General features: G+C 64.2%; 11 protein-coding genes. 8 read left to right on the top strand and 3 right to left on the bottom strand.

The genetic code is table 11. The features are described from left to right. Positions 1-86 precede the first annotated feature (86 nt). The 8 genes from murQ (at position 87) to ACZ9EJ_RS05630 (ending at position 9,329) form a co-directional block, all read left to right on the top strand. Positions 87-1,010, top strand: coding sequence for an N-acetylmuramic acid 6-phosphate etherase (murQ, locus tag ACZ9EJ_RS05665; protein ID WP_046639314.1), 924 nt, complete (start codon positions 87-89; stop codon positions 1,008-1,010). Positions 1,011-1,086: 76 nt separating this feature from the next. Next, on the top strand, positions 1,087-2,607 hold the full coding sequence (locus tag ACZ9EJ_RS05660; protein WP_046639091.1) for an ABC transporter substrate-binding protein: 1,521 nt from the start codon (positions 1,087-1,089) through the stop codon (positions 2,605-2,607). Between the two features lie 41 nt (positions 2,608-2,648). Beyond that, positions 2,649-3,611 (top strand): ABC transporter permease, encoded by a 963-nt coding sequence (locus ACZ9EJ_RS05655; RefSeq protein ID WP_046639090.1) that lies wholly within the window; start codon positions 2,649-2,651, stop codon positions 3,609-3,611. Continuing rightward, positions 3,611-4,450: an ABC transporter permease gene (locus ACZ9EJ_RS05650; RefSeq protein WP_251090304.1), complete on the top strand. Its 840-nt coding sequence runs from the start codon at positions 3,611-3,613 to the stop codon at positions 4,448-4,450. Before ACZ9EJ_RS05655 ends, ACZ9EJ_RS05650 begins: the two co-directional genes overlap by 1 nt. Beyond that, a complete protein-coding gene (locus ACZ9EJ_RS05645) occupies positions 4,447-6,192 on the top strand; it encodes an ABC transporter ATP-binding protein (protein ID WP_046639088.1) in 1,746 nt (581 codons plus the stop codon). The genes ACZ9EJ_RS05650 and ACZ9EJ_RS05645 overlap by 4 nt, the downstream gene beginning before the upstream one ends. A 10-nt stretch (positions 6,193-6,202) precedes the next feature. Next, positions 6,203-7,231 carry a serine hydrolase domain-containing protein gene (locus tag ACZ9EJ_RS05640; RefSeq protein WP_251090302.1) on the top strand — a complete coding sequence of 343 codons (1,029 nt, stop codon included), beginning with the start codon at positions 6,203-6,205 and terminating at the stop codon, positions 7,229-7,231. Positions 7,232-7,244: 13 nt separating this feature from the next. Then, positions 7,245-8,360 carry an anhydro-N-acetylmuramic acid kinase gene (locus tag ACZ9EJ_RS05635; RefSeq protein WP_046639087.1) on the top strand — a complete coding sequence of 372 codons (1,116 nt, stop codon included), beginning with the start codon at positions 7,245-7,247 and terminating at the stop codon, positions 8,358-8,360. Positions 8,361-8,408: 48 nt separating this feature from the next. Further along, positions 8,409-9,329 carry a DMT family transporter gene (locus ACZ9EJ_RS05630; RefSeq protein ID WP_046639086.1) on the top strand — a complete coding sequence of 307 codons (921 nt, stop codon included), beginning with the start codon at positions 8,409-8,411 and terminating at the stop codon, positions 9,327-9,329. Here the strand turns inward: ACZ9EJ_RS05630 and ACZ9EJ_RS05625 are convergent. The 3 genes from ACZ9EJ_RS05625 to ACZ9EJ_RS05615 are packed head-to-tail and all read right to left on the bottom strand — an operon-like array spanning position 9,326 to position 12,167. Next, positions 9,326-10,069, bottom strand: coding sequence for an ABC transporter permease (locus tag ACZ9EJ_RS05625; RefSeq protein ID WP_046625661.1), 744 nt, complete (start codon positions 10,067-10,069; stop codon positions 9,326-9,328). The two genes, ACZ9EJ_RS05630 and ACZ9EJ_RS05625, sit on opposite strands and share 4 nt — an antisense overlap. Further along, the gene (locus ACZ9EJ_RS05620; protein WP_046639085.1) at positions 10,066-11,004 is read right to left on the bottom strand and encodes an ABC transporter ATP-binding protein; all 939 of its coding nucleotides are present in this window, start codon (positions 11,002-11,004) and stop codon (positions 10,066-10,068) included. The genes ACZ9EJ_RS05625 and ACZ9EJ_RS05620 overlap by 4 nt, the downstream gene beginning before the upstream one ends. Beyond that, entirely contained in the window at positions 11,001-12,167 is a 1,167-nt protein-coding gene (locus ACZ9EJ_RS05615; RefSeq protein ID WP_046625657.1) for an ABC transporter permease, read from the bottom strand. The genes ACZ9EJ_RS05620 and ACZ9EJ_RS05615 overlap by 4 nt, the downstream gene beginning before the upstream one ends. Positions 12,168-12,228: the final 61 nt, after the last annotated feature.

The following is a 12,228-nucleotide window of genomic DNA, read 5'->3' as shown; positions in this document are numbered from 1 at the left end:
AAAGGGTAACGAAGGGTGAGGAGCAACATCGTATGACGCAGATCCTGCGAAGCGCTGCACCGCACCCCGATCTCGAAGGCAGGGTCATGAGCGACGAACGGCTGATATCCGAACTGGAAAGACTGGTTTCGGAAGACCGCAATCCCCGCTCCATGGATATCGATCTCCTGCCGACAGTCGATGTCCTGCGCGAGATCAACGAGGAAGATCAGGGCGTTCCCGCAGCCGTCGAAAAGGTGATCCCGCAGATCGCCGAGGCCGTCGAGGAGATCGTTCGGGCTTTCCAGAAGGGCGCACGGCTGGTCTATATCGGCGCCGGCACCAGCGGCCGCCTCGGCGTGCTCGATGCTTCCGAATGCCCCCCGACTTTCAGCGTACCCGAAGGCATGGTCGTTGGCCTGATCGCCGGCGGCAGCCACGCCCTGCAGCATGCCGTCGAAGGCGCCGAGGACAGCCCGGAACAGGGCCAGCAGGATCTCGTCGACATCGGCCTGACCGCAGACGACGTCGTTGTCGGCATTGCCGTCAGCGGCCGTACCCCTTACGTCATTGGTGCCCTGAACTATGCCAAGCAACTGGGCGCAAAGACGGTCGCCCTCTCCTGCAATCCCGATGCCGTCATCGCCGATATTGCCGACATCGCCATCTCGCCGGTCGTCGGCCCGGAAATCCTTACTGGCTCGACGCGGCTGAAATCCGGCACGGCCCAAAAGCTCGTACTCAACATGCTGACCACTGCGAGCATGATCCGCATCGGCAAGAGCTATCAGAACCTGATGGTCGACCTGCATGCCAGCAACCAGAAGCTCGTCGCCCGCGCCGCCCGCATCGTCATGCAGGCGACCGGCTGCACGACGGAAGAGGCGCGCCGCGTGCTTGACCTGACTGGTAACGACGTCAAACTCGCGATCCTGATCGCGCTGACGGGAATGGATGTCGACACGGCGCGCGTGGCGCTCGACAATGCCGGAGGCTTCCTCCGCAAGGCAATTGATGGGAAGACAGCGTAAAGCTGCTGAATGACGGCCGCTGCTCGAATGTGGCTGGTCCACACGACGAACAACTATCAAAAGAGGGAGAATAAAAATGGGAAGACATCTTTCGACTAAATTGCTGTCCGGCCTTGCGCTGGCGGTCGCCATCGGCGCGACCGCAATCGCCTCGCCGGCTTCCGCCGCCTCGCTGAAAATGGCCTGGAAGCAGGATGCGACCGGCCTTGACCCGCACAAGCAGACCGCATTTTCCTCGATCCGCCTGCTGGAACTGATCTATGAGCCGCTCGTGCGCTTCGACAAGGATCTGCAGATCGTCCCGGCGGTCGCAGCTTCGTGGGAATTCGCGGCCGACGCCAAGCAGATCACCTTCAAGCTCAACCCCAATGCAAAATTCCAGGACGGCAAGCCGGTAACGGCAGCCGACGTGAAGGCCTCCTTCGAGCGCCTTCTCGACGAAAAGACTGCGGCTGCCGCGCGCGCCAACTTCCTGTCGATCGCCTCGATCGAGACGCCGGACCAGGCGACGGTCGTCTTCAAGCTGTCGCAGCCCGACGTGCCGCTTCTGACCGCCATGGCCAGCATCAACGCCGCCATCGTACCCGCCGCTGAAATCGCGGCCGGTACGATCGGCACCAAGGCGCTCGGCTCCGGCCCGTTCAAGCTCGACAAGTGGGAGCCGAACTCCAAGGAAACCCTCTCCGCCAACAAGGACTGGGCCGGCGGCAAGGTCGCGATCGACGGCATCGACATCAGCGTCCTGCCAGACGAGACCGCGATCCTTGCGGCACTGCGCACAAAGCAGGTCGATTTCGCGCTGATCAACGATCCGCTGGTCGCCACGCTCGTGCCGAAGGAAGCCAGCCTGGTGCTCAACCGCACCCCGGTTCTCGCCTACCACGTGCTGCAGATGAACCCGTCCCGCAAGCCGATGGACGTGCTTGCTGTGCGCCAGGCAATCTCCTGCGCCATCGACCGCAAGGACGTGCTCGACACGGCTTCGGTCGGCGAAGGCAAGGTCACCGGTCCGCTGACCATGCCCGGCTATACGTCCGATGCCAGCGCGCTGTTCTGCTACAAGCAGGATATCGCCAAGGCAAAGAAGCTGATGGCCGACGCCGGCTTTGCGAACGGCTTTACCGCCACAGTGATCGCCGCCAATGGCGAACCCGCGACTGCGGCCGCCGAAGCGCAGGTCCTCCAGTCCCAGCTCGCCGAAATCGGCGTCAAGCTCAACATCAAGATGATGGAGCTCAACGTCTATGTGGATGCCTGGCTGAAGGGCGACTTCGACATGGCGGTGGCCCTGAACGGCGGCCGTGCCGATCCATACTCCATGTACAACCGTTACTGGACCAAGACCGGCAACCTGCAGAAGGTCGCCAACTATATCGACGACACGCTGGACAGCCTGATGCAGAAGGGCCGTGTCGAGACCGATCCTGCCAAGCGCAAGGTTATCTTCGCCAATTTCGAAAAACACCTCGCCGAAGTCTCGCCCTGGGTCTGGCTCTACACGTCCTACAGCTATACCGCACAGCAGAAGAATGTTCAGGGCTTCGTGCCGACGCCGGAAGGCTCGCTATTCGGCCTGAGCAAGGTCACGTTGCAGTAATCGCGAAAGCATGACGGTACGGATACGAGGTTGGTGAACGAATGAGTTACCTGGCGCGACGGCTGTTGACGTTTCCGCTCGTGATGCTCGGGGTTTCCATCCTCGTGTTCGTCGCAATTCGACTGGTGCCGGGTGACGCGATCACCGCGATGCTCGGCACCGAAGCAGGCCTGCTGACGCCCGCGCAGCGGACTGCGCTCTCCGCCTATTTCGGCATCGACAAGCCGATCCTGGTGCAATACTGGAGCTGGCTTCTGGGCGTCCTCCAGGGCGATCTCGGCATTTCCGTCATCCACGGCAAGCCGGCTCTCACCATCATCCTGGAACGTTTTCCGCTGACGCTCCAGCTCGCATTGATGTCCATGTGCGTGGCGCTTCTCGTCGGCCTGCCGGCCGGCGTGTTCGCCGCCACCCGCAACGAAAAGATGTCCGACCTCGCGGTGCGGATCTTTGCGATGATCGGCCAGTCGACCCCCAATTTCGTCGTCGGCCTGCTGATCATCTATGCGCTGTCGGCCGGTTTCGGCATCCTGCCCACGATGGGCGAGTTCACGCCGCTGTTCACCGATCCCTTGCGCAATCTCGGCCAGATGATCCTGCCGGCGGTGACACTCGGCTTCGCCTTCGCTGCCTCCGTCACCCGCATCTCCCGCTCCGCCATGCTCGATGTACTGAGCGACGACTATGTCCGCACCGCCCGCTCGAAGGGCGTGCCGAAACGCAGCGTCATCTGGCGCCATGGCCTGCCGAATGCACTGATCCCGGTCGTCACGTTGAGCGGCGTCGAATTCGGCTATCTGCTCGGCGGCGCCGTGCTGGTCGAACAGATCTACGCCCTGCCCGGCCTCGGCCGTCTCGTCCTCGAGGCGATCCTGCAGCGCGACTACGCGCTGGTGCAGGGCTGCGTGCTGTTCATTGCCTTCAACTTCATGGTGGTCAACCTGCTCGTCGACCTCGCCTATGTGACGCTTGATCCGCGTATCCGGCTCGGAGAGAGCAACTGATGTCGATGCTGCGCGCAATTTTCAGCCATTCCAGCGGCAGGATCGGCGGTACGATCGTGGTGATCTACGTCGTCGTGGCACTGCTCGGCATGTTTGGCGTCACCCCTCACAATCCCCTGCAGCAGTTCCGCATCGATCGCCTGCATGCGCCGAATGCCGTCTACTGGATGGGCACCGACCTGTTCGGCCGCGATGTCGCCAGCCGGCTGATGAACGGCATCGGCCAGTCCTTCCTCGTCGCCTTCTGCTCGGTGGCCCTGGCAACGCTGGCCGGCACCGTGCTCGGCCTGACCGCCGCCTGGTTCGGCAAGGCCTGGGATGGCGTCGTCATGCGCATCATGGACGTGCTGCTCGCCTTCCCGGCGATCCTGCTCGCCCTCCTCATCATCGCTGTTGTCGGCCCCGGCACCTGGACGAGCGTGGCGGCGATCGCCATCGTCTACACGCCGATCTTTACCCGCGTGGTGCGTGGTCCGGCACTCTCCATCAAGGCCCGCGAATTCGTCGATGCTGCCCGCACCTTCGGCTCCAGCCGTAGATACATCCTGACCCGGCACCTGCTCCTCAATCTCGTTGCCCCGCTGACCGTTCAGGTGACGCTGGCTCTGGCGTGGTCCCTGTTGACCGAGGCCGGCCTGAGCTTCCTCGGCCTCGGCACCCAGCCGCCGGCCTCCTCGCTCGGGCTGATGCTGGCCGATAGCCGCAACCTGATGGAAAACGCGCCCTGGCTGCTGATCTTCCCGGCGGTCGCCATCATGATCAGCATTCTCGGCTTCAACCTGCTCGGCGACGCCTTGCGCGACATCCTTGACCCCAAGACGCGGAGGTCCGCACCATGACGCCGCTTCTCTCGGTATCCGGCCTGCGCGTCGGTTTCGGACGCGATCCGAAGCAGAACGAGATCGCCAAGGGCGTCAGCTTCGACCTCGACGCGGGCGAAACGCTGGCGATCGTCGGCGAAAGCGGCTCGGGCAAGTCCGTCACCGCTCTGTCTATCAACCGGCTTGTCGATTTCGGCGGCGGCCGGATCATTGGCGGCTCGATCACCCTGAAACGTGCCGACGGCAGCATTCTCGATATCACCAGGGCGCAAGAACCGGTGCTCGAAAAGATCCGCGGCTCCGAGATCGGCATGATCTTCCAGGAGCCGATGACCTCGCTCAACCCGGTGCTGACGATCGGCCGGCAAATCGAGGAATCGTTTCGCCTGCACCGTGGGCTGACCGGCAGGCAGGCGACGGCCGCCGCCAAGGACGCGCTCGACCGCGTCCGCATCCCCGATGCCGCGAGGCGTCTCAAATACACCCCGAACCAGCTTTCCGGCGGCATGCTCCAGCGCGTCATGATCGCCATGGCGCTCGCCTGCAATCCGCGCCTGCTGATCGCCGACGAGCCGACCACGGCACTCGATGTTACGGTTCAAGCCCAGATCATGGCGCTGCTCGGCGAGTTGAAACGCGAAACCGACATGGGGATGATCTTTATCACCCATGACATCGGCCTTGTCGCCGGCATCGCCGACAAGGTCATGGTGATGCAGGCCGGCGAAGCGGTCGAACAGGGACCGCTCGGCGACGTCCTCGACCAGCCGAAACATCCCTATACCCAGCATCTCCTGAGCGCCGTGCCGCATTTCGAATCCGGCCGCGCCACCCGTTCCGATTTCAGCCGAGAAAAATCCGAGGCGATCGTTCCTGCCCTGAAAGTCGACGGCCTGACGGTGCGCTTCAAGGTGGCCGGCAGCATCCTCACCCGCTCGCCGGGTTCGGTCCACGCGGTCGAGAATGTCGGCTTCGACCTGATGCCGGGCGAGACGCTGGCGATCGTCGGCGAAAGCGGCTCCGGCAAATCGACCACGGCCCGCGCCATCCTCGGTCTCGTGAAGCCCACCCGCGGCAGCTTTTCCGCCAATGACGGAACGATCGTCGATGGCAGCGATCCTTCCGTGCAGATGGTCTTCCAGAACCCCTATGCCTCGCTCAATCCGCGTCTGCGGATCGACAGTATTCTTGCCGAACCGGTGATCGCCGCCGGTGGCCGGATCGACGCTGAAACCCGGGCGAAAATGGTGGCGCTGCTGAAGCGCGTCGGCCTGCCTGAAAACAGCCTGCTGCGCTACCCGCACGAGTTCTCCGGCGGCCAGCGCCAGCGCCTCTGCATCGCCCGCGCGCTGATGCTCAATCCGTCGATCGTCGTGCTCGACGAGGCGGTCTCCGCGCTGGATGTCTCGGTGCAGGCCAAGGTGCTCGAACTGCTGGTCGATCTTCAGCACGAATACGGCCTGGCCTATCTCTTCGTTTCGCATGACATGGCCGTCGTCGAACGGATCGCCCACCGCATCGCCGTGCTGTATGCTGGCCAGATCGTCGAGATCGGCGATGCCGCGTCGGTTCTGTCCAGCCCGCAGCATTCCTATACCAAGCGGCTGATCTCCGCCGTGCCGAGCATCGAGCGCCGCAACCAGCATTTCGAGCTCGATACGCGTCAGGTCCCGTCGCTGGTTCGCCCACAAGGTTTCGAACCGCCGCCTGCCCAATGGCAGAGCTACGGACCGGACCACCGGGCACGGGCGGAAGCCTGAGGATGTAACGATGATGGACGAAAACGCATCCGCCAATCCCGAACTTGCCGCCGTCTTCGAACGCGCCTTCGCCCCGCTCGCGACGGCCGTAAGCGACAAGCGCATCCCCGGCGGCGTGCTCGGCATTGTCGATCTGAAACACGGTCGTTTGGCCCGCGCCATCGGCTCGGCGCAAGTCGTCCCGACAACGCGCCCGATGACCCTGGACACCTGGTTCGATCTCGCCTCGCTCACCAAGGTGATCTTCACCACGACGCGCATCCTGAAGCTCGCCGACGACGGCACGATCGATCTCGACGCACCGATCACCACCCTGCTGCCGGACCTGCGCCAGTACAATGCGGAGGCCTGGGAGCGGAAGATCACCTTCCGACAGTGCCTCGGCCATCAGACGCCGTTTCCGGGTGTCGAGCCGATCTACACCTATGGCCGCGACCCGGACCTGCTGCGCGCCTTCATCCTGCAGCGCGAATGGAAGGCCGGCCCGCCGGTCTATTCCGACATCAACTTCATCCTGCTCGGCTTCGCGCTCGAACGTCTGGCGAAAAAGGCGATCCGCGACCTCGATCCCGGCCAAGGCTTTGCCTGGTCCGCCGATCCGGAAAATTCGGCCGCGACGGAAGATTGTGCCTTTCGGCATCGTGTGCTCTCCGGCGAGGTACATGACGAGAACTGCTGTGCGCTGCAGGGTTCCGGCCACGCAGGCCTGTTCGGCACGGTGACGTCTGTGCTCGATTTCGCAGAAGGCATTTTGGATGGCACGGGCGCCTCGAAGGAAGTTGTCCGGCTGATGCGCACGCCGCTCTCCACCCGGCGCACCCATGGCTGGGAACATCCCTTCGAAGGCTGGTGGGGCGGCACGACATGCAGCCCCGCCACGATCGGCCATACCGGCTTCACCGGCGTAAGCCTGATGATCGATTTCGACAAAGGCCGCGCCGTGACTTTGCTCACCAACCGCGTTCATCCGACCCGCCATTTCGACAGCGGAATCCTCGCCTTGCGGCAGGCGGTCGGCAATCTCGTCTACCAGTCTTGAGAGGAGCTAGACCATGGAGCCAATCTGGGCCGTCGGCCTGATGACCGGAACCGTTCTCGACGGCAATATCGACGTGGCGCTGCTGAAGACCGACGGCGAGACGATCGATACATTTGGCGCCTATACGCTCGCCCCTTACCCGCCGGAGATCCGCTCCCTCCTGGAGGAGACGCTGGCGCAGGCCCGCGTCTGGAATTTCGAAGGACCCGATCCTGCGATCTTCCGCGAGGCGGAACAGGCGCTGACCAAGGCGCAGTCCTACGCCGTCAGGCAGCTCGTCGAGAGCACGGGGCTCACCATGGCGGATATCGGCATCGTCGGTTTCCACGGCCAGAGCGTCCTGCATCGCGCGCCGACCAAGGACAGGCTCGGCGATACCCGCCAGCTTGGCGATGGCGAGTTGATGGCCTCGATCCTCGGCACCAAGGTCGCCTACGATTTCCGCTCGGCGGACGTCCGCGCCGGCGGCCAAGGCGCGCCGCTTGCCGCCGCCTATCATTCCGCTCTTCTGCGGGGCGTCGATACCAGCGGCGATACGGCCGTCCTCAATCTCGGCGGCGTCGCCAACATCACCTGGTGGGACGGCGAGGACCTGGTGATCGCCTTCGACACCGGCCCGGCCAACGCGCCGCTCAACGATTTCATCAAGGCGCGCGGCCTCGGCGAGATGGACCGCAACGGCGCGCTGGGCGCTTCCGGCAAGGTCGATGAAGAACGCCTCGCCAAACTTCTCGAACATCCCTACCTCTCAGCACCCTATCCGAAATCGCTCGACCGCTTCGATTTCACCGCCGCCATGGCAGACGGTCTCGACGACGCGACAGGCGCGGCGACGCTTTCGGCCTTCACGGCGTCCGCAGTCGGCAAGGCGCTCGATCTCCTGCCGCACCGGCCGAAGCGGCTGATCGTCAGCGGTGGCGGGCGTCACAACCCGACGATCATGTCGATGATCGAAAGCCGCGCCGGCGTCAAAGCCGTTTCCGCCGATACGCTCGGCTGGCGTGGTGATGCGGTCGAGGCGGAATGTTTTGCATTCCTCGCGGTGCGCGTGCTGCGCGGCCTGCCGATCAGCTTTCCGACCACGACCGGCGCACCAAAGCCGATGCTGGGCGGGCGGCTCGCGGGCTGACCGGCCATCACATTTGCAATTTCAGAGTCGGGGGGACTCTTAAACACCATGGACAAAAGAGCCTCTTCCGCCTTTGGCGGCAATGCCGCAATGGCCGGCGTCCTGCTGTTCCTGCTCGGCGCCTTCATGTTTTCGCTCAACGACGCCATGGGCAAATGGCTGGTCGCGAGCTTCTCGGTCGGCCAGGTCCTGGTGATCCGCTCGTTCGGTGCCTTCTTCATCCTTGGTCCGATGATCGCCCGCCAGCCGATTTCGGCTCTCTATAAGGTCGAGCGGATGCCGCTCCAGGTGCTGCGCGTCCTGTTCGCCACCGGAGATCTGGCGCTGTTCTACGCCGCCGTCGCCTACCTGCCGCTCGCCGACGTGATGACCTTCTACATGGCGGGGCCGATCTATGTGGCGGCCCTTTCGCACTTCCTGCTCGGCGAACGGATCGGCTGGCGGCGGTGGCTCGCCGTTCTCATCGGCTTCGTCGGCGTGGTGATCGCGCTTCGCCCCTCGTCGGAAATGCTCGCATGGCCCTCCGTCTTCGGCCTTGTCGGCAGCCTCTCCTTCGCGCTCACCCTCGTCCTGAACCGCCGGCTGCGCGCCACGACCGATGCGACACTCGTCACCTGGCAGACGACTGCCGGCCTGGTCGCCGGGATTTTCCTCAGCGTCGGCCACTGGAGCCCGTTCAATGTCGGCGAATTGCTGGCGCTGCTGCTGCTCGGCGTCGTCGCCTGCATCGCGCATCTCCTGATCACCCGCTCATTGAAGCTCGCGCCGGCTTCCGTGCTGGCGCCGCTGCAATATACGCTGCTGGTCTGGGCGGTCATTCTCGGCTGGCTGTTTTTCGGCGACCTGCCGGATGTGCAGACCTGGATCGGCGCCGGTATCATCGTCATTGCCGGGCTGTTCATCTTCCACCGCGGTAACCTGAAACAGGACGCGGAACCGGTCGTGCCGACCGATTCCAGCCACGGTTAGGCCGCACCCGTCCGGCGGGCGATCATGGCCTCGACGGCCGAGAGCCCATCATAGATCAGCACGGCCAGCGCCCCGACGATCAGGCCGCCCTGCAGCACGAAGGCAAGGTTGTTGGACTGCAGCCCGGCGATGATCACCTCGCCAAGCGTCTTTGCCGCGACCGTCGAGCCGATCGTCGCTGTGGCCAGGCTGATCACCACCGAAAGTCTGATGCCGGCGACAACCACCGGCAGGGACAACGGCAGCTCAACCTGAATGAGCCGCTGCAAAGGGGTCATGCCGGAACCGCGCGCCGCCTCCATCACCGACCGCGGCAGGTTGGTGAGCGCCGTCAGCGTATTCTCGAAGATCGGCAGAAGGCCGTAGAGAAAAAGCGCAATCAGCGTCGGTTTCTCACCGAAGCCGACGGCCGGAACGGCAAGTGCCAGCACCGCGACCGGCGGAAACGTCTGGCCGATATTCACCAGGCTGCGGGACAGCGCCAGAAATTCGGCTCCGAACGGTCTTGTAACAAGGATCGCCAGAAGCACGGCAATGATCGTCGCGGCCAGCGTTGCGATAAGGACCGTCCGCAAATGCAGCAGCGTCAGGCTGAGCAGGCTACCCTGATTGTAGATCGCCGGCGCGTTCGGCTGGACGAGGGGCTTCAACAGCGGCTCGAAACTTCCCGGCGACACCAGGAAGGCGATCAGCACGAGAAGCAGAAGACCGCGCAGGATGGCCGGCACCCAAGCCCTCATCGCGGCCTCGCGGCGCGCTTGAGGATCGCGTCGAGGGTCACCCGACCCATTGGAACTCCGTTCCTGGAGATCACCGGAAGCGCATCCCGGCCGCTCCAGATCAGATCGGCGAGCGCTTCCTGCTGGCTCCTGTCCTCGCGGATCGGCTCGCCTTCCGCCTCGCCCGGCTCCGCCGCCGCTCCGGTCTTTGCGATCGACAGCAGTCGGAACGGCCGCTCCGCGTCGCCGATCAGCGTTTCGACGAAGGGCGTGGCCGGCGCCCGCACCAGTTCGGCCGGCGGCCCGTATTGCACCACCCTGCCCTTGTCCATCACCGCGATCTTGTCGGCGAGATGAAAGGCCTCGTTCATGTCGTGGGTGACGAGCACGATGGTCGTACCGAAATGTTTCTGGATCGCCAGCAGATCCTCCTGCGCCTTGGCGCGGATGATCGGGTCGAGTGCCCCGAAGGGCTCGTCCATCAACAGCACATTCGGTTCGGCGGCTAACGCCCGTGCCACCCCGACGCGCTGCTGCTGGCCGCCGGAAAGCTCGTGCGGATAACGCGGCCCGAACGTCTTCGGATCGAGCTGGAAGAGCGTCAGCAATTCCTTGACCTTGGCGTCGGTGCGGGCCTTCGTCCAGCCGAGCAGGCCAGGCACTGTCGCAATGTTCTGCGCCACCGTCCGGTGCGGGAAAAGCCCGTGGCCTTGGATGGCGTAGCCGATCCGACGCCGCAACTCGTAGCCCGGTATCGACCGGTTGTCCTCGCCGTCGAGCCGGATGGCGCCCTCGCTCGCCTCCACCAGCCGGTTGATCATCCGGATCAGCGTCGTCTTGCCCGAACCGGACGTGCCGACGACGACCGTGACGGTGCGCGGCTCGATTACCATCGAGACGTTGTCGACGACGGTAACACCGTCATAGCGCTTGGTAATGGCGTCGATCTCGATCATGCGGATCTGGCTCCGTTGGGGACGCGGGAGTTCATTTCGACCAGCGCATCGAGGACGACAGCTGAGGCAAAGGCGAGCGCCACGGTCGGTACAGCGCCGAGCAGTACCAGGTCCATCGCCGTCTGGCCGATACCCTGGAAGACGAAGACGCCGAAACCACCGCCGCCGATCAGCGCGGCAATCGTCGCCATGCCGATATTCTGGACGAGCACGATGCGGATCGCCGTCAAAATGACCGGCAGCGCCAACGGGAACTCGACCTTGAACAGTCGCTGGCGGCCGGTCATGCCGATACCGCGGGCGGCATCATTGGCGGCGCGCGGCACGCCGGCAAGTCCGACGACGGTATTGGCAACGACAGGCAGCAGCGAATAGAGGAACAGCGCCACGAAGGCTGGGGCTCCCCCGATGCCGCGGATGCCGAGCGCCGCAGCCCCCGGTACATTGGCGGCGATCCAGCCGAGCGGCGCGATCAACAGGCCGAAAAGCGCGATCGACGGGATGGTCTGGACGAGGTTCAGCGTGTTGAGCACGCCGTCCCTGAGAGGTGCCACCCGATGACAGAGAATACCGAGCGGCAACCCCACCAGGACGGCAGCAAACAGCGAGCCAAGCGCCAGTTCCACATGCTTGCCCGCCTCGACCCAGAATACGTCGGCGCGGCCGGAATATTCCTTCATGATCGACAGCCCGTCCCAGCTCCCTGACATCAGCAGCGCGCCAGCGCCGAGCGCCGCCAGGACCAGAAACAGCACCCGCATTGCCGGCGGCGGATCGAGCCGCGTGATCGCATCGGCTGCCAGAAGCGCGAAGGCGAACAGCAGTATCCAGAAGCCTGAGGCGGGTGAGACGCGGGCATAGGTATTGCCGGCCGGTGTCAGGAATGTCGCCGCGTATCCGATCGAAAGCGTCAGTGCCGTCAGCGCCGCGACGGCGGCAATCAGCTTGATCCAGGGAGACGTGCGAAAGAGTGCAGCTGTGATCGCGACAACCAGCACGCCGACCAGACCCCAGCCAGCCCAGGCCGGCAGTGACTGGAGCATCGACTCCGCCTGTCCCTGCACGATGCGGTTGGGCTTGAGCGTCGCGAAGGACGACCAGAGCACGCCATAGGCGGCAAGAAGGGCTATGACGATGCCGAGCTTGTCGAACCGAACTCTCAAACCGCCCCCCGCCTTACGACCGATGAAAAAGCCGGGCGTTCGAGCGCCCGGCCCATGTTGA

The sequence above is a fragment of the Neorhizobium sp. USDA 3394 genome (assembly GCF_056280385.1).
The sequence above is the reverse complement of the archived record's forward strand: the minus strand, read 5'-3'. Positions and strand labels throughout refer to the sequence as shown.